At 33.8% G+C, this 19306-nt stretch carries 17 protein-coding genes; 8 read left to right on the top strand and 9 right to left on the bottom strand.

What is annotated here, in order from left to right; genetic code table 11:
* Position 1: 1 nt before the first annotated feature.
* Positions 2–1861: an ABC-F family ATP-binding cassette domain-containing protein gene (locus EV196_RS15550; protein WP_132218699.1), complete on the top strand. Its 1860-nt coding sequence runs from the start codon at positions 2–4 to the stop codon at positions 1859–1861.
* Positions 1862–1981: 120 nt separating this feature from the next.
* Positions 1982–2755, top strand: a complete 774-nt coding sequence (locus EV196_RS15545) for an O-methyltransferase (protein WP_132218698.1) — start codon at positions 1982–1984, stop codon at positions 2753–2755.
* 207 nt (positions 2756–2962) lie between these two features.
* Here the strand turns inward: EV196_RS15545 and EV196_RS15540 are convergent, their stop codons facing one another.
* A complete protein-coding gene (locus tag EV196_RS15540) occupies positions 2963–5056 on the bottom strand; it encodes a DUF5723 family protein (protein ID WP_132218697.1) in 2094 nt (697 codons plus the stop codon).
* Positions 5057–5559: 503 nt separating this feature from the next.
* Between EV196_RS15540 and EV196_RS15535 the strand changes: the two genes are divergently transcribed.
* The 3 genes from EV196_RS15535 to secA all read left to right on the top strand — a co-directional run bounded on the left by EV196_RS15535 (position 5560) and on the right by secA (position 10254).
* On the top strand, positions 5560–6132 hold the full coding sequence (locus EV196_RS15535; protein ID WP_132218696.1) for a cob(I)yrinic acid a,c-diamide adenosyltransferase: 573 nt from the start codon (positions 5560–5562) through the stop codon (positions 6130–6132).
* 383 nt (positions 6133–6515) lie between these two features.
* Positions 6516–6737, top strand: a complete 222-nt coding sequence (locus tag EV196_RS15530; RefSeq protein WP_027136925.1) for a DUF2795 domain-containing protein — start codon at positions 6516–6518, stop codon at positions 6735–6737.
* 163 nt (positions 6738–6900) lie between these two features.
* Positions 6901–10254, top strand: coding sequence for a preprotein translocase subunit SecA (gene secA / locus EV196_RS15525; RefSeq protein ID WP_132218695.1), 3354 nt, complete (start codon positions 6901–6903; stop codon positions 10252–10254).
* A gap of 180 nt (positions 10255–10434) precedes the next feature.
* Here the strand turns inward: secA and EV196_RS15520 are convergent, their stop codons facing one another.
* Positions 10435–11121, bottom strand: coding sequence for a peptidoglycan DD-metalloendopeptidase family protein (locus EV196_RS15520; protein WP_132218694.1), 687 nt, complete (start codon positions 11119–11121; stop codon positions 10435–10437).
* A gap of 46 nt (positions 11122–11167) precedes the next feature.
* Here EV196_RS15520 and ttcA point away from each other — a divergent pair, with 46 nt between their 5' ends.
* On the top strand, positions 11168–11965 hold the full coding sequence (gene ttcA / locus EV196_RS15515; protein ID WP_132218693.1) for a tRNA 2-thiocytidine(32) synthetase TtcA: 798 nt from the start codon (positions 11168–11170) through the stop codon (positions 11963–11965).
* Positions 11966–12348: 383 nt separating this feature from the next.
* Complete coding sequence (locus EV196_RS15510) at positions 12349–12891, top strand: hypothetical protein (RefSeq protein ID WP_132218692.1); 543 nt, start codon at positions 12349–12351, stop codon at positions 12889–12891.
* A 171-nt stretch (positions 12892–13062) separates the two neighbouring features.
* Here the strand turns inward: EV196_RS15510 and rimO are convergent, their stop codons facing one another.
* Positions 13063–14373, bottom strand: a complete 1311-nt coding sequence (gene rimO, locus EV196_RS15505; protein ID WP_132218691.1) for a 30S ribosomal protein S12 methylthiotransferase RimO — start codon at positions 14371–14373, stop codon at positions 13063–13065.
* A gap of 180 nt (positions 14374–14553) precedes the next feature.
* Between rimO and EV196_RS15500 the strand changes: the two genes are divergently transcribed.
* Positions 14554–15612: a serine hydrolase domain-containing protein gene (locus EV196_RS15500; RefSeq protein ID WP_132218690.1), complete on the top strand. Its 1059-nt coding sequence runs from the start codon at positions 14554–14556 to the stop codon at positions 15610–15612.
* Between the two features lie 67 nt (positions 15613–15679).
* Here the strand turns inward: EV196_RS15500 and ftsY are convergent, their stop codons facing one another.
* From ftsY to EV196_RS15470, 6 genes are all read right to left on the bottom strand, one after another.
* A complete protein-coding gene (gene ftsY / locus EV196_RS15495) occupies positions 15680–16633 on the bottom strand; it encodes a signal recognition particle-docking protein FtsY (protein ID WP_132218689.1) in 954 nt (317 codons plus the stop codon).
* A gap of 393 nt (positions 16634–17026) precedes the next feature.
* Positions 17027–17179 (bottom strand): DUF4295 domain-containing protein, encoded by a 153-nt coding sequence (locus tag EV196_RS15490; protein WP_132218688.1) that lies wholly within the window; start codon positions 17177–17179, stop codon positions 17027–17029.
* A gap of 6 nt (positions 17180–17185) precedes the next feature.
* Positions 17186–17368, bottom strand: a complete 183-nt coding sequence (gene rpmG / locus EV196_RS15485; protein ID WP_132218687.1) for a 50S ribosomal protein L33 — start codon at positions 17366–17368, stop codon at positions 17186–17188.
* Positions 17369–17393: 25 nt separating this feature from the next.
* Positions 17394–17630 (bottom strand): 50S ribosomal protein L28, encoded by a 237-nt coding sequence (gene rpmB / locus EV196_RS15480; protein WP_132218686.1) that lies wholly within the window; start codon positions 17628–17630, stop codon positions 17394–17396.
* A gap of 82 nt (positions 17631–17712) precedes the next feature.
* On the bottom strand, positions 17713–18963 hold the full coding sequence (locus EV196_RS15475; RefSeq protein WP_132218685.1) for a competence/damage-inducible protein A: 1251 nt from the start codon (positions 18961–18963) through the stop codon (positions 17713–17715).
* Positions 18964–19305, bottom strand: a complete 342-nt coding sequence (locus EV196_RS15470; protein ID WP_132218684.1) for an Hpt domain-containing protein — start codon at positions 19303–19305, stop codon at positions 18964–18966. It abuts the gene before it with no gap.
* Position 19306 lies beyond the last annotated feature (1 nt).

Here is a 19306-nt window from a genome sequence, read left to right as displayed (position 1 = left end):
TTTGAATTATTTAACTGTTGAAAATATATCGAAATCTTACGGAGAGTTAACTCTTTTCGAAAACATTTCATTTAGCATCCATAAAGACCAAAAAATAGCATTTGTCGCAAAAAATGGTACGGGTAAAACGTCCATTCTTAATATTATATCTGGTGATGATCAAGCCGATTCTGGTACTATAACGTACAGAAATGGTATTGTTGTATCATTTCTATCGCAAGATCCTAAGTTTGATGATGCTTTAACGGTTGAAGAAACTATTTTTGCAAGCGACAATCCTATTTTAAAAGTTATTTTAGATTATGAGCATGCACTTTTAAATCCAGAAGATGCTGAAGCTTACCAAAAAGCATTCGAGCTAATGGAACAATACCAGGCTTGGGATTTTGAAACGCAATACAAACAAATTCTTTTCAAATTAAAGCTTGAAGATTTAAACGCCAAAGTGGGTTCGCTTTCTGGAGGCCAAAAAAAGCGTTTATCCTTAGCCAATGCCTTGATAAATAAACCCGATTTATTAATTCTAGATGAGCCTACCAACCATTTAGATTTAGAAATGATCGAGTGGCTGGAAGCCTTTTTCGCTAAAGAAAACATTACGCTTTTTATGGTAACGCACGACCGCTATTTTTTAGAGCGTGTATGTAATGAAATTATAGAATTAGACGAAGGGCAAATGTATAGTTACAAAGGTAACTATTCCTACTATCTTGAAAAACGCGAAGCTAGAATTGAGCAAACCGAAGTTGAAACTGGTAAAGCTAAACAACTTTTCAAAAAAGAGTTGGAATGGATGCGTCGCCAACCAAAAGCTAGAACTACCAAATCGAAATCACGTATAGACGATTTTCACGATATAAAACACCGTGCCAGCCAACGCCGTAACGACCACGAAGTACAATTAGAGCTTAACATGGAACGTTTGGGCAGTAAAGTGGTCGAGTTTCATAAAGTATCCAAATCTTTTAAAGATAAAGTGATACTTGATGGTTTTGAATACCTATTTAAAAATGGGGAACGGGTTGGTATTATTGGAAAAAACGGCACTGGAAAAACCACGTTTTTAAACATGTTAACGCAAACGTCTCAACCAGATTCTGGTAAAGTGATTGTGGGTGAAACAGTTAAATTTGGCTATTATACCCAAAACGGCATTGCCATAAAACCTGGACAAAAAGTTATTGACGTTATAAAAGAATTTGGAGAGTATATCCCGCTGAAAAAAGGTCAGCAAATTAGCGCAGGTCAATTATTAGAACGTTTTCTTTTCAGTAGAAAAAAACAATACGATTTTGTTGAAAAACTAAGTGGTGGCGAACGTAAACGCTTGTATTTATGTACGGTTTTAATTCAGAATCCAAACTTTTTAATTCTGGATGAGCCTACCAACGATTTAGATATTGTAACGCTGAATGTATTGGAAAGTTTCTTAATGGATTTTCCGGGATGCGTTATTGTGGTATCTCATGATCGTTATTTTATGGATAAAGTAGTGGATCATCTTTTTGTTTTTAGAGGTGATGGCGTTATTGAAGATTTCCCAGGAAATTATACCGATTTTAGGATTTATGATGATAGCCAACCAGCAATTTCAAATACGTCCGAAGACAAAAAAGAAAAAAATGCTTGGAAGAAAACGGAGGATAACAAACTAACTTTCAATGAAGAAAAAGAACTTAAAAACATTGAAAGCAAACTAAATTCTTTGGCTTTTGATAAAAAGGAATTAGAGGAAAAATTTCATAATCCAGACTTAACACCTGAAGAAATAAATAAATTATCAGAAAAATTACAGGAAATTATTGATGATTTAGAAGCGAAAGAAATGCGTTGGATGGAATTACAGGAGAAATTGGAGTAATAAATTACAAGTTGTTACACAGAGAGTCAACGAGTTAACGCAAAGATACACAGAAAAAACTCATTGAGACTCTGTGACAATCTCTAAGAATCTCTTTGTTATATTTTTTGATTACTAAAAATGCTGTTTCAAATTTCAAAATACATACAATTTCTATTAAAATCCACTAACGAACACGGGGTACACTCCCCTTTTGTGTACAATTTAGTCACGAAGTGTTTTTATAATCAAACAGATTACGAAGCCTACAAAAACATTTATACTTACAAAAAACAGCTTCTTGAGAACAAAACTAAAATTGCTGTAACCGATTTAGGCGTGGGGTCTTTAGTTACAAAAGAAAACCAACGGTTCGTTTCAGAAATTGCAAAAAATGCAGGTACTACCAACAAAAGAGCCAAACTTTTATACAAGCTTACCTCCTATTTTAATTTTGAAAACATATTGGAATTAGGAACTTCTTTAGGTATAGCCACCCATGCGATGCGTTTAGGCAATCCAAAATCAAAAATAACGACCATTGAAGGTTGTCCAAATATTTCAGCGTTTACTAAAGCTAATTTTGAAAATCATTATTTAGAAAACATCAACTTGATAACGGGCAATTTCAACGATGTTATTAAAAACTTACCACCAAAAACCTATGACCTTATCTTCTTTGATGGCAATCACCAAAAAGATGCTACTTTAAATTATTTTGAAAGCTTATTACAAACAGCTCATAACGATTCGGTGTTTATTTTTGATGACATCTATTGGTCTGAAGGCATGACTGAAGCTTGGGAAACCATCAAACAGCATCCAAAAGTAACGGTAACTATCGATACTTTTTTCTGGGGATTTGTGTTTTTCAGAAAGGAGCAGGTTAAGGAACATTTCGCCATTAGAATTTAGCCTGTCATTCCTGCATAGGCAGAAATCTATTTTGAAGTTTTAAATCATTAATGTATTCAAACAATTATTTCTTAAAACTAAGATTTTTTACGCTATATCCAACTATTTGTAAATTGTGAATTCCTTATTTCTCAGGAATAACAAAAAAAAATCTCAGAGTAATTAAACCCTGAGATTTTTATATTAAAAAGCCTTTTTAAAAGCTGCTTATTTCACTAAATTAATTTCAACACGTCTGTTTTGAGCTTGACCTGCTTTTGTAGCATTAGTTGCCATTGGTCTAGTTTCTCCAAAACCTGTAGAGGATAATCTGGTTGAAGATACTCCTTTTTCAATTAAGTAAGTCATGACGGCACTTGCTCTTTCTTCAGATAATTTTTGGTTCAAAGCATCACTTCCTACACTATCAGTATGTCCTTCTATAGAAAACTTAGCACTTGGGTATTTTCCTAAAATGTTAACAATTTCATCTAAAACACCGTTAGAAACTAATTTGATAGTAGATTTACCTGAATCGAACAAAATAGTTTTTGCATAGGCATTCAATGTTTTTTGAATTTCTTGAGTTACTTCTGGTTCAAGTACTTCTGGGCATCCATTGTTAGCAACTGTTCCTGGTACATCAATACATTTGTCGTTTTTATCAATAACACCATCGTTATCGGTGTCTTTGAATGGGCATCCACTGTTTTCAATGGCACCTGCCTCATCTGGACATGCATCGATATTATCAGATATTGTATCGCCATCTCTATCTCCCCATGGGCATCCATTATTTTCTTGAGGCCCTTTTTTATCTGGACATTCATCCACATTATCCATAATACCATCAACATCTCTATCTGTCCATGGACATCCGTTGTTTTCAATAGGACCTGCATCATCTGGACATCCATCTAGTTTATCAAGAATACCATCACCGTCCTTATCTTTTGTACTTCCTTGGTAAATAGGAATTTTGATACCCGCATAAACATCAGCACCTTTACTATCATCACCAGCTAAAGCTGTAATAACCGAACCTGAACCAATATATAATGGGCCTGCTCTTAAACCTGCTCCAGCTTGGAATCCATTATTTTCCACCATACTTAGTGGCACATAAAAACTGAACCATTTACTTTCAAAACGAGGTGTTAAAGACACGATGTTTGAAATACGGCTAGCATTTTCTTTTCCTTTAGAAATAAGTGAATAGTCGGTATTTAAGTTAACATACAGTTTGTTTGTAAAACTCCAATCGGCATTTAAGTGAAGTGCTGTTGGCAATGTAGCTGTGTATCCTATTTTAGAATTAGTTAAAATATATAAATTATTTAAGACACTATTAAGATCTTCCTCGTCATTAATTTCGTCTTCTCTAACACTATTAGAAATATCAAAAGTTTCCTCTAATCCATTTTTGTATTTAATTTGACCAAAATCGGTTAAAGATAATCCTACTTTTAATTTATATTTATTCTTATTAGCATAAGTTGGTCCATCAGCACTGGTACTTGTATAATCGGCATAATTTGGGCGCCATTCGTACACAAAACCTATATCCCCACCAAAACCAGTTGCTTTTTCAGGAAGCTCATAATCATAATTATCATTGTCAAATTCATCAAAACGACCATAAGTTACTTGTCCTGTAGTTGTTATTCTTGCTTGTGGTTCTCCACCTATAACAAAGAAGTCTGCTTCATAATCAACAGTTAAATTTTTGCCAGTAGCATATGCACTACCTCCACCTTGTAAATATTTAAGTGTAATACCTCCTTTTAAAAAGTGCTCGCCTTCATTAAACAACACTCTGGCATACGTAACGCCAAGTTCTGCCCAAGCTTGACCAAAAGCATTGAAATCACCTTCGTTTACATAAAAATCATCGGTAGTATCGTTGTCTAAATCATCAACAGTCTCTCCATTAATTTCATTAATGTTAACCATAGAGCGCGCTCTTGTAAAAACGGCAATAGAACTTTTTTTATTCAGGTTAAACATAAATGCAGGTCCCATAATATCAAAATTTAAAGCTGCATTATTATCTGTTGATGGCGATTTTTTCGCATCTAAATCAAAATCATAATCATCTTTAAAAGCATCCATTACATTCACACCATAGTAGTCATTACCTCCAAAAGCGCTAACCCCTATAAGATTGATGTCGGTTTTAAAACGGGAATCCGTTATGTTAGCAGGGTTGGAAATAACACTATTTACACCACTGTAATTATCCGTAAGAAATCCGATATAAGACTGTGATTCAACACATATGGAGCTTACAACGAATAAAAATAAAAAAGTAATTTTCTTCATAAATTTTGATTTGGTTTAAATTTAATTTTATACAAATGTATTTTTTTCCTCATGCAATACACAAACAAAGCTTTACTTTTAACTAAAAAGTGCCATATTATATTTACTTTTCATTAAAAGTATATTTTTTTTCAGAATTCACTAATAATATGATTCTTTCAAATGTGATAAATTCATTTATATTCTTGTAAAAATTTATAATTAATAAGCAAGTTTTAAAAATAATTCTCTTTATATTTTTACTTTTACATGATATCAAAATACAAATCATGCTAGTTTACTTAATCATAATTCTGCTGTTGTTTGTGGTTGTAATTTGGAATAATAACCGAAATAGAGAAAAACTAAATAACCGAAGCAAAAACAGAAAGAACTATCGTTCCAATTACTACCAGCGCAAAAAAGAGCTTGAAAGCGATAAAGAATCCTGAATTCTTAAAAACTTTTTAACTTAAAAACGCTACGACTTTGCGACTTTGCATGAAATAATTTAACTTCGTACTATGAAAATTTATACTAAAACGGGAGATAAAGGTACTACCGCCTTATTTGGAGGTACGCGCGTACCGAAACACCATATCAGAATTGAAAGCTACGGTACAGTTGATGAATTAAATTCTTATTTAGGCTTAATTCGAGACCAAAAAATTGATGCCCATTACAAAGATTTATTGATGCATATTCAAGACAGGCTGTTTACCGTTGGTGCAGTGTTGGCAACCGACCCCGAAAAAGCCATTTTAAAAAACGGGAAGGAACGGTTAAATATTCCAAAAATATCCGATGAGAACATTGAACGTTTAGAGCAAGAAATGGATACCATGAATGAAGCCTTACCACCTATGACGCATTTTGTGCTACCTGGTGGCCATCAAACGGTGTCATTCTGTCATATTGCACGTTGCGTTTGCCGTAGAGCCGAACGTTTAGCCGCAGAACTTAATGACATGGAAGCGGTTGAACCTAACACTTTAATGTACTTAAACCGTCTATCTGACTATCTTTTTGTGTTGGCACGAAAGTTGTCTCATGACTTGCAAGCAGATGAAATTAAGTGGATTCCAGAAAAGGTTTGATTTGCATCGTCATTACGAGGATGTAGTACGAAGTAATCTTTTTAATTGAAGAAGTAATATTAACAGATTGCCTCATCATGCTAAAAAAAAGCATGATTCGCAATGACGTTTATTTAGTGTTTGCGTTAGGGATTGCAGTGGAAATCCTTTTTAAACTAAAAAGCGAAAAGTTTGTAAGAACTAAAATCTGGCAGATTGCCACGTTCTTTGAACTCGCAATGACCTTTTAAAAAGATTGCAACGGAAAGCCCGACCCGATAGGGAAACGCCCAAATTAATATAAAAAACAACACGTTCTTAAAAATAATAATTAAATAATTCATTTTTTTCTTGTGTGTTTAAACTAAAAAATTATTTTTGCACAAAATTAAAACGCATAAGAAATGTATTGGACTTTAGAATTAGCATCTTATTTAAGTGATGCGCCTTGGCCAGCAACCAAAGACGAGTTAATAGATTACGCTATTAGAACTGGTGCGCCTTTAGAGGTAGTGGAGAACTTACAATCTATTGAAGACGAAGGTGATGCCTACGACTCTATTGAAGAAATTTGGTCTGATTATCCAACAGATGAAGATTACCTTTGGAATGAGGATGAATATTAATAAAGCATAAAGAAAAGTTAAAAAGTCTCGTTATGAGGCTTTTTTTTTGTCTTAAATCTATAAAAACATATTACAAAATGTATCTTTGATTGCTTTTTATAAAGCAACAAAACCAATTAATTTACCACTAGGAAATTCCTAGTTAACACATAATATATACAACATGAGTTTTTTAAATTCTGTACTTAAAGTATTTGTTGGCGACAAATCGAAACAAGATGTGAAAGCCATCACCCCTATTGTAAATAAAATTAAAACTTTTGAAGCTGCTTTAGAAGGCATATCGCATGATGAATTAAGGGCAAAAACAGCACAGTTTAAAGCAACTATTGCTGAAGCTATTAAGCCTATAAACGACCAAATAGCAAAATTACTTGAAGAAGCTGAAAACACCGAAGATATTGATAGACGTGAAGATATTTATCTAGACATTGATAAACTTAAAGATGATGCCTACAAAACTACTGAAGATGTTTTAAATGATATTTTACCAGAAGCTTTTGCTGTAGTTAAAGAAACGGCTAAACGTTTTAAAAACAATTCTACAATTACTGTTACAGCAAACACTTTTGACAGAGAATTATCTGGTGACAAAGACTATGTAACTTTAGATAACGATAAAGCTATATGGGCTAATTCTTGGGATGCTGCTGGAAAAGCCATTACTTGGGATATGGTACACTACGATGTACAACTTATTGGTGGTATTGCAATGCACCAAGGTAAAATTGCCGAGATGCAAACAGGTGAGGGTAAAACGCTAGTAGCGACTTTGCCTATGTACTTAAATGCCTTGGCAGGCAAAGGGGTGCACTTGGTAACTGTAAACGACTATTTGGCAAAACGTGATAGCGCGTGGATGGCGCCTATTTTTCAGTTTCATGGGTTAACAATTGACTGTATTGATTACCATCAACCAAACTCTGAAGCTCGTAAAAAAGCCTACAATGCCGATATTACTTATGGAACAAACAACGAGTTTGGTTTCGATTATTTACGTGATAACATGGCACACTCACCAAACGATTTAGTGCAGCGCCCACACCACTTCGCTATTGTAGATGAGGTGGATTCTGTGTTGGTAGATGATGCCCGTACACCGTTAATTATTTCTGGTCCAATACCACAAGGTGAACGTCATGAATTTAACGAGTTAAAACCTAAAGTTGATGATATTGTTGCGGTACAGCGCAAGTATTTAACAGGCGTTTTAGCCGAAGCTAAAAAATTGATTGCTGCTGGCGATACTAAAGAAGGTGGTATTCAATTATTACGCGCCTACCGTGGTATTCCTAAAAACAAGGCACTTATTAAGTTTTTAAGTGAAGAAGGAGTTAAACAACTGCTTCAAAAAACAGAAAACCATTATATGCAAGACAACAACCGTGAAATGCCATTGGTTGATGCCGAATTATACTATGTCATTGAAGAAAAAAACAATCAAATTGAATTAACCGATAAAGGTGTTGAATACCTTTCAGGAAAAGACAATCCAGATTTTTTCATCATGCCCGAAATAGGTATTGAAATTGCTAAAATTGAAAATCAGAATTTACCTTTAGCAGAAGAAGCGAAGTTAAAAGAAGAATTATATAAAGATTTTGGTGTAAAATCGGAACGTATTCATACATTAAATCAATTACTAAAAGCTTACGCCTTATTTGAAAAAGACATTCAATATGTGGTCATGGACAACAAAGTAATGATTGTTGATGAGCAAACAGGACGTATCATGGATGGGCGCCGTTATTCAGACGGATTGCACCAAGCTATTGAAGCTAAAGAGAATGTAAAAATTGAAGATGCTACACAAACTTTTGCTACCGTTACACTTCAAAATTACTTTAGAATGTACCGCAAACTGTCTGGTATGACGGGTACTGCAGTTACTGAAGCTGGCGAATTTTGGGAAATATACAAACTTGATGTTGTTGAAATTCCAACAAACAGACCCATCACAAGAGATGATAAAGAAGATTTAGTATATAAAACCAAGCGTGAAAAATACAACGCCGTTATAGATGATGTTACAAAACTTTCTGAAGCTGGTCGCCCCGTTTTAATTGGTACAACATCGGTAGAAATAAGTGAGTTGCTTGGTAAAATGCTTACCATTCGTAAAATTTCACACAATGTATTAAATGCCAAACAACATAAAAAAGAGGCAGAAATAGTAGATCAAGCTGGTAAAACAGGACAAGTTACTATTGCCACCAATATGGCGGGTCGTGGTACCGATATTAAATTAAGCGACGAAGTTAAAAAGGCTGGTGGTTTAGCCATTGTAGGTACCGAGCGTCATGATTCGCGTCGTGTAGACCGTCAGTTACGTGGTCGTGCTGGTCGTCAAGGAGATGTTGGTAGTTCACAATTCTATGTATCGTTAGAAGATAACTTAATGCGTTTATTTGGTAGCGAACGTATTGCGAAAATGATGGATAGAATGGGATTAAAAGAAGGTGAAGTAATTCAACATTCCATGATTTCAAAATCTATTGAACGTGCACAGAAAAAAGTGGAAGAAAACAACTTTGGGGTTCGTAAGCGTTTATTAGAATATGATGATGTTATGAATGCTCAACGTGAAGTGGTTTACAAACGTCGTCACCATGCACTTTTCGGAGAGCGTCTTCGTGTGGATTTGGCAAATATGATTTTCGATACGTCGGAAGGCATTCTTGAAACCAATAAAACGGCAAGTGACTTTAAAAACTTAGAGTTTGAATTGATTCGTTATTTCTCTATGAGTTCGCCAGTTAGTGAAGCTGAATTTGGAAAATTATCTGCTCAAGAAATTACTGGTAAAATATACCGTGCTGCCTTCGATCATTATAAAGAAAAAATGACTCGTAATGCCGATTTAGCTTTCCCTGTTATTAAAAATGTATATGAAACACAACGTGATAAATTCAAACGTATCGTGGTGCCTTTTACAGATGGTATTAAAACCTTAAATGTTGTTACCGATCTTGAAAAGGCTTACGAAACTAACGGAAAACAATTAATTACCGATTTTGAAAAAAACATCACGCTTGCCATTATTGATGATGCTTGGAAAACCCATTTACGTAAAATGGACGAGTTGAAACAATCGGTACAGTTAGCGGTTCACGAGCAAAAAGACCCTCTTCTTATTTATAAATTTGAAGCTTTTGAATTGTTTAAAAGAATGATTGACGAAGTGAATAAAGATGTAATTTCATTCTTATTTAAAGGTGAACTACCTCAAGAAACTCAAAATACTATCCAGGAAGCCAGAGAACGTAAACAGGAAAAATTAAATACCCAAAAAGACGAAATTCCTAATTTAGATGAACGTTCAGCACAAAATAGAGCTGCGGGTCAAACCCAACAGCAACAACATGTAGTGGAGACAATAGTACGTGACAGACCAAAAATTGGACGTAACGATCAAGTGACTATTAAAAACGTAATTACTGCTGAAAACAAAACCCTTAAATATAAACAAGCCGAACATCTTTTAGCAAAAGGCGACTGGGTTTTGGTTGAAGATTAAACCAATTTCTCAAAACAGAAATATTAAATATAAAGAGGCTATCTGAAAAGTGTAATTCTGTGTCATATTGAGCCTGTCGAAATATTTTAACTTACTGATAATCAATATCGGTTTCGACAAGCTCAACCTGACAAAGTAAATACAATACACTTTTCAGATAGCCTCTGTTTATAATTAGTTTTAAAGCTTCAACAACAAATTAGGGTCTGGGCAATTTTTCAAATAAAAATCTAAATCAGCTTTATTGCAAACCCCTGGGTAATCGCCTTCATAATTATCTATATCCTTTATAATTTGAAAATGCAAATGAGGTGGATAGTCGCCATTCACAGAAGCGTCACCCAAAGTACCTAGTGGTTCACCTTGTTTAAAGACTTGGTTCAATTTTAAATTTTCAATAGAAGCCAAACTCAAATGTCCATAAAGTGTATAAAATTCGATAGTATTAATACTATGTTTTAAAATAATTGCAGGTCCGTAATCGCCAAAATTAGTATTGTTTTTAAAACTGTGTACGGTAGCATCTAACGGTACAAATACGGGTGAATTGACATCACTCCACAAATCCATACCTATATGTATATTTCGTTCTGAATCGTTTCCTAAATTGAAATACTTACTGCGTTTATAAATATTTCTCACTTCATTATAACCTCCAAAAGCAACCAAAGCATCATGCTTTTTAATGTGATTGGTAATGTAAGTTTCTAATCTAGTTGAAGAAGACACATCCACTTTTTGTAATGATGTATTGTTTTCAGATAAGTCCAAATGTATATATTTTGAATTTTGAATGGAAGTATTTAAAACACAAAGCGATTTAGTACTAATGCCAAAAAGGAAATCTTTAAAATTTAATGGAGCCACAATAAAAGAATTTTATCAAAAGTATTAAAATATTACTTTTGCATTCATGGAAACTATAGAACAGATTACAAAAAAATTACAACGTGCCACAGGTGAAGCCTTAGAACAATTTTCAATGATTGAAGATGGCGACAGAATCATGGTTTGTCTATCTGGAGGAAAAGATAGTTACACCATGTTAAACATGTTACTTCACTTCCAAAAAGTAGCACCTATTTATTTTGAAGTTGTGGCGGTGAATCTGGATCAAAAACAACCTGGTTTCCCTGTTGATATTTTACCTAATTATTTAAATAAATTAGGTGTTGAATATAAAATTATAGAAAAAAACACCTATAAAGTGGTGATGGAAAAAACACCCGAAGGCAAAACCACTTGTAGTCTCTGTTCAAGATTACGACGCGGGACTTTATATGAAGCTGCTAAAAATTTAAAATGCAATAAATTGGCACTAGGCCATCATAGAAATGATGTGATTGAAACTTTTTTATTGAACTTCTTTTTTGCTGGAAAGTTAGAAACCATGCCACCAAAATTTAAAAACGACGCAGGCGATTTAGTGATATTAAGACCACTTGCTCTTTGTAAAGAAGATGATATCGAAATATATTCACAACACATGAATTTTCCAATAATACCATGTAACTTATGTGGATCTCAAGAAAACTTACAGCGTAAAAAAGTAAAACAGATGATAGCAGATTGGGAAACGGATTTTCCAGACAGAACATCGGTTATGATGAATGCGTTACAAAATGTATCACCCTCACATTTATTGGATCGTAAAATTTACGACTTTTCTTTGCTTCAAGATATGGTTTCTAGCGATGATGCTTTGGTTTAAATAATTCTGAAATACCTTTTTATACCAATCTAAATCAATTTTAATTATAAAACAATTTGCCTTGTTTTCTATCAATCGCTTCTTTAACAGCCTACCCTATTTTAAAACAATTAAATTCCCTGAAAATTTAAAATTATGTCCTTTTCTTAATGTCAGTCAGTCAATATGAACAGGTAAATAAAGAATCATGATTTTTTTTTATTTACTAAACTAACAAAAATCATATTTTACTTATAGATATAGCCTTTCTTTTGAAAATTATTTTTTGAAATGAAACTACCCGATTTTGCTCGGTATTTTCATAAATAAAGTAAAAATACATCACTAACTAAAAACAATATATACAAACAACTTTGTGTATTCTAATATTTTAAATTAAAGCAATGAAAAAAAATCTTTTATATCTATTATTAATAGTTCCTATTATGGGTTTGGCGCAGGAGCATTCAAATTCTATAACAAATCATGAAGAAGATTTAAAAAAAATTAAAATCTCCTTAGCTTTTTCGCAAGCCTATATTCCTTCTCATCACTTACATGAAGAAAGTGAAACCTCACAATTAATACCTACAAATGGTATTGATATTCAATATAATTTCAATCACAAATTCTTCGCTAAATGGACAAATGAATTGGAATTTTTAACTTACAATCTAAAAAATGATGAAGGAGAAGAACGCGTTAGGGAAAATGCATTTTTAAGTACCGTTACTTTTGGTTATGAATTCTACCATAAACTTGCCGTTATTGCAGGTGTTGGCTATGAATTTGAGAAGTCGAAAGACCTTAGAGTGTGTAGACTTGGCTTGGAATACAGCTTTAATATAGGAGGTAATTGGGAATTAGCACCAGAACTACTTTATGATATTAAAGAAGATTCTCATACCGCTATTACTTGGGGACTTGCCATAGGTTATAGAATTTAATATTCCGTTTTAAAAACAAGTAATAGTTATAGAAAAAAGCTGTTATAAATTAGTTTAATATTAATTTATAACAGCTTTTAATATTTTGAGAATTATTGCTGTTTTAGTACTAAGCGTCAGGGTTTTGAAAAAGTTAGAACCTCTGCACACAAGCCAACCCTTCGACTGTACTCAGGGTGACACCACTACTTCTGCATACAAATCAAAATCTGCAGCTTCTGTAATTTTAACGGTAGCAAATTCACCCGTTTTCATATAAGTTTTACTAGCGTCTATCAACACTTCATTATCAACATCTGGAGAATCGAATTCGGTTCTACCAACAAAATAATTACCTTCTTTTCTATCGATAACGACTCTAAAGGTTTGTCCTATTTTAGCTTGATTCATTTCCCAAGAAATTTGAGATTGAATTTCCATGATTTCATTAGCACGTTCTTGTTTTACCTCTTCTGGTACATCATCTTCTAAATTATAGGCATGCGTGTTTTCTTCATGCGAATAGGTAAAACATCCCAAGCGCTCAAAACGCATGTCTTTAACCCATTGTTTTAGGGTTTGGTAATCTTCTTCTGTTTCTCCCGGATACCCAACAATAAGTGTCGTTCTAATAGTCATGTTAGGAACTGCAGCTCTAAAATCCTTAAGTAACTGTGTGGTTTTTTCTTTGTTTGTACCACGACGCATACTTTTTAAAATAGAATCTGAAATATGCTGTAACGGAATATCTAAATAATTACAAATTTTTGGTTCGCGATTCATAACCTCCAATACATCCATAGGAAACCCAGTTGGAAATGCGTAATGCAAACGAATCCACTCGATGCCTTCAACTTTCACCAAAGCTTCCAATAGTTCAGCAAGGTTACGTTTTTTATATAAATCTAATCCGTAATAGGTTAAATCTTGTGCAATTAAAATAAGTTCTTTAACACCTTTGGCTGCTAGTTTTTCAGCTTCAATAACCACCTCTTCAATAGGGGTGCTTTTGTGTTTTCCACGCATCAATGGGATGGCACAAAAACTACATGGACGGTCGCAACCTTCAGCAATTTTTAAATAAGCGTAATTTTTTGGTGTTGTTGTTAAACGTTCGCCAATCAACTCATGCTTATAATCGGCACCTAAGGCTTTTAATAAACCTGGTAATTCGGTAGTACCAAAATATTCATCAACATTTGGGATTTCTTTTTGTAAATCTGTTTTGTATCGTTCACTTAAACAACCTGTTACAAACACTTTATCAACTTCACCATCTTCCTTTTTCTGCATAAATTCCAAAATGGTATTGATGCTTTCTTCTTTGGCATTATTGATAAATCCGCAGGTATTAATAACCACTATATTACCTTCTTCTTCATGAACAACGTCTTTTCCACTAGCTTTTAATTGCCCCATTAGCACCTCGCTGTCGTAAACATTTTTACTGCAACCAAGCGTTACTACATTAATCCTATTCTTTTTAAGTGATTTCGTTCTCATACCAAAATTTAAGTGTGCAAAGATACGGAATGATTTAAGATTAACGATTTAAGATTAACGATTTTTGAGTTGTGAGTTTTATAGTCGAAAAACAACCTCCAACTTTTTAACTTTCAACTTTTTAACTCTATTTATTAAACCTTTTATATATTTGAGTGTCCAAATACTAAAACCTACTCTATGAAACGATTATACTTTTTACCGCTTATAGTAACCGTGTTGCTTTTTAATTGTTCAAAAGACGAACCAGTTGAAAACGATACACTTTATTTTCCTCCAATAAATTCCGAAACTTGGGAAACAAAATCTATAGCTGATTTAGGATGGAACGAGAGTGAACTGCAACCTTTATTAGATTTTTTAGAAGAAAAAAATACCAAAAGTTTTATGATACTTTACAATGGTAGAATTGTTCGTGAAGATTATTTCAATGGTCACAGTAAAACAGCTTCGTGGTATTGGGCTAGTGCTGGAAAAACATTAACCACTGCGGTATCTGGTATTGCTCAAGAAGAAGGATTGATAAATATAAACAATAAAGTTTCAGATTATTTAGGAACAGGATGGACGAGTGCCCCTTTAGCGAAAGAAAACCTAATTACCTGTAAAAACTTACTATCAATGAATTCTGGTTTAGATGATAGTTTAGGAGATGATGTTTCTCCTTCAAACTTACAATATGTTGCAGATGCGGGTACACGATGGGCATACCACAATGTATATGTAAAAATGCAGGATGTGGTTGCAGCAGCAAGTAACCAGACTTGGAACAGCTATTTTAATACCAAGCTTAGAGATAAAATTGGCATGAATGGACTTTGGGTGAATTTAGGTGATTTAAGTGTTTATGGCAGCAATACACGAAGTATGGCACGTTTTGGCTTGATGATATCTGCTAAAGGAAAATGGGAAAACACACAAATTGTACCCGAAGCATTTTTAAATGAAGCCACAAATACCTCACAAAACATTAATAAAGCCTATGGCTATTTATGGTGGCTTAATGGGAAATCGACTTACCATTTACCACAAACTCAAATTGAATTTAATGGTGAATTAATACCAAATGCTCCTGCCGATATGTATGCTGCTTTAGGTAAAAATGATCAGAAAATCTATATTGTACCTAGTAAAAAATTGGTGATCATTAGAATGGGAGATGCTGGCGATGGTGAGAATTTTGCCCTTTCTACTTTTGATAATGATTTGTGGGGGAAAATTAGTGCTTTGATTGACTAATAATCAACACAACACTCCTCCAATTGATAACTATTTTTTTGATGAGATTCCTGCTTTCGCAGGAATTTTACTTAAAAAACGAATCGACAAACTCGAATTTATTGAATACTTGTAAATCTTCAATACCTTCACCTACTCCAATATATTTTACGGGGATTTTAAACTGGTCTGAAATTCCAATGACGACGCCGCCTTTTGCAGTTCCATCCAATTTTGTTACAGCTAATGACGTAACTTCGGTTGCTGCTGTAAACTGTTTTGCTTGCTCAAAAGCGTTTTGCCCTGTTGAGCCATCTAAAACCAATAATACATCGTTAGGGGTATCATCAACTACTTTTTGCATCACGCGCTTTACTTTAGTAAGCTCGTTCATTAAGTTTACTTTATTGTGCAAACGACCAGCGGTATCAATAATAACCACATCAGCGTTTTGAGTAACTGCACTTTTCAAAGTATCAAACGCCACAGAAGCAGGATCAGATCCCATAGATTGTTTTACTAAAGGCACACCTACTCTATCTGCCCAAACTTGTAGTTGATCTATAGCTGCGGCTCTAAAAGTATCAGCAGCTCCTAAAACTACGTTTAGTCCTTGTTTTTTAAATTGGTATGCTAACTTTCCTATGGTTGTTGTTTTACCAACACCATTAACGCCAACTACCATGATAACATATGGTTTTTTGTCTTGAGGAATGGTGAATTCGGACTCATTTCCCGAATTGGTTTCACTTAGTAAGCCTGCAATTTCTTCACGAAGAATGGTATTAAGTTCGTCGGTTCCTAAATATTTATCTTTAGAAACGCGTGCTTCAATACGCTCGATGATTTTTAGGGTGGTATTTACACCAACATCACTTGATACTAATATTTCTTCAAGGTTATCTAAAACCTCGTCATCTACTTTAGATTTTCCAGCTACGGCTTTACTTAGTTTACCAAAAAAAGTGGTTTTGGTTTTTTCTAAACCTTTATCGAGGGTTTCCTTTTTTTCTGAGGAAAATATTTTTTTAAAAAAACTCATTGTTTGAACGTTTATTCGTTGGTTGTTTATTTGTTGCTACGGTTTTGCGTTAGGGATTACTCATAATTTAACATTTTTGAATTAATGCATTCGTGAATGCTAAGCATTTGAAGCTGCGTCCTTTTTAAAACATTTTAAATAAAACATTGTTAGAACTAGAAATTGGCAGATTGCCTCGTCCTTCGTTCTCGCAATGACGTTTTAAAAAGATAGTCCTTCGTCTACGCTCAGGATAAACTCCAAGCCCGACACTTGTGGTAACGCCCAAATGATTATGTCAAAAGTCTTACCATTAATTTTTACTGCTAATTTATCAGAAACTATTCAAATATAAACATAAAAAAGCTGCTTTCAATAAAGAAAGCAGCTTTGTGTATTTTATAAAGTGGTATATTACTTTTTGCTGAAAAAGTCGTCTGCCATTTCTGGAGACATGATAGACTCAACAAACATGTAAGCACCAGTTTTTGGTGATTTTACCATTTTAATCGCTTTTGTTAATCTTTTAGAAGATGTTTGTAACGATGCTACTGTTTTCTTTGCCATGACTTATTATTTTATCTCTTTATGAACTGTCATACGCTTAAGGATAGGGTTGAATTTTTTAATTTCCATTCTATCTGGCGTATTCTTTTTATTTTTTTTAGTTACGTAACGTGAAGTTCCTGGTTGTCCAGACTCTTTGTGCTCAGTACACTCTAAAATTACTTGTATTCTATTACCTTTCTTTGCCATTTCTTTTACTTATTAAATACAGCTATTATTTTAAAAATCCTTTAGATTTTGCATCCTTAATTGCTGCAGTAATACCTATTTTGTTAATAGTTTTTAAAGCAGATGTAGAAACTTTTAAAGTTATCCAGCTGTCTTCTTCTGGAATGTAAAAACGTTTCTTTACTAAATTCGCATTAAACTTGCGTTTAGTTCTATTCATTGCATGAGACACATTGTTTCCAACCATTGCCTTCTTACCTGTAAGTTCACAAACTCTTGACATTATTTATAACTTTAAAATTCTTGTTGCTTAAAATCGAGGTGCAAATATACAAATTCTTTGTATTACAACAACCTATTTTTTATCAATTTTTAAAAATTTCTTTTAGAAGCATTTCCAAGGCTTTATTTACCGCCTTATCTATGACTTTTATTCGATAATTTCCTAACATGAATTTTTGGGAATACACACCGTTTTTTGTAGCGATAGCAATATAAACGGTACCAACTTCGGCTTCAGAATCTCCTTTTGTTGGACCTGCATTTCCTGTGGTCGCAATAGCGTAATCTGTTTGAAATAATCGCATGGCATTACTCGCCATAGACTCTACAACTTGTGAACTTACCACGGAAAATGTATCAATATCTGTTTTAGAAACCCCTAAAACGTTCATTTTTGATTCGGTTGAATAGGTTACAACGCCTCCTTTAAAATAAGCTGATGCACCCGGATGTGTTGTAAATTGTCCAGCAATCATACCGCCCGTACAACTTTCGGCAGTTGCCAATGTTTTTCCAAGATTACTTAATTGCTTAGCTATCACAATTTCTACAGACCCATCTTCTTCTTCAAAACCTGCAAATTCGTCTTTTATTAAAGGAAGTACTTTGTCTATTTCTTTTTGAACGCCATCTTTAACCTCTTTTACATTAAAACCTTTTGATGATAAACGCAACCTCATCACACCCAAACTGGGTAAATAGGCTAATTTAATGTGTTTGGGTAAGGCATCTTCCCAAGCTTCAATACGTTCTGCCAAAGCGCTTTCACCTATACCATATACCAATAAAGTTTTGTGTAAAATATATGGGCAATTGTATTTTTCTTTTAACTTCGGAATAACCGATTCCTCAATTAAAGCATTCATTTCATAAGGTACCCCTGGAAGTGAAATAAATACTTTATCATCTTTTTCCATCCACATCCCTGGAGCTGTACCCAATTTGTTCATGAGCACTTTTGCTTTTGAAGGCACTAGCGCTTGATCACGATTTACTTGAAGTAATAAACCACCTGTATAATGTTTCCAAAGTTCTTCGATATTTTCTATAACGGACGCATCGTTTACTAGCGTATCGTTAAAATATTCAGCTATGGTTTTTTTGGTAATATCATCTTTTGTTGGCCCTAAACCACCTGTAAGAATAACGATATCTACATTCGTTTCGGCATCTTTTAAGGCTTTTAGTATATGCTCTTTATCATCTTGAACCGATGTGATTTGATATACAGATACGCCTATTTTATTAAGATGCTTAGCAATAAATGCAGAATTGGTGTCAATTACTTGACCAATTAAAAGTTCATCTCCAATGGTGATTATTTCTGCTAACATTTATAAATTAAAATCTGACTTTATTTCGGCAACCGTATTTTCAACCGCCGAAAGCACAATAGCCAATTGAGAAGAAATATCTAAATCTCTTTTCTCAAATTTACCCCAATCTTGCACTTCAATTAAAACATCAAGCACTCCCAATTCGAACAAATCGATGGTCGGCTTCATTTTATGTGCTGCCTGATAGGCATCATGATAATCTTTCGCAGCAACTGCTTTTTTTAATCGTTCTGCATCCTCTGGTACTTCTTCCAAAAAAGCTTCAGCTAATGTTGCGATAAAATCTTCATCGTTGTCTGCTAACTCACGTACTCTAAATAATTTGTAATGCTGTTCCATT

Origin of the sequence: Mariniflexile fucanivorans, assembly GCF_004341235.1 — a bacterium.
In the GTDB taxonomy this organism is placed as follows: Bacteria; Bacteroidota; Bacteroidia; order Flavobacteriales; family Flavobacteriaceae; genus Mariniflexile; species Mariniflexile fucanivorans.
This window is presented reverse-complemented; position numbering and strand designations above follow the sequence as displayed.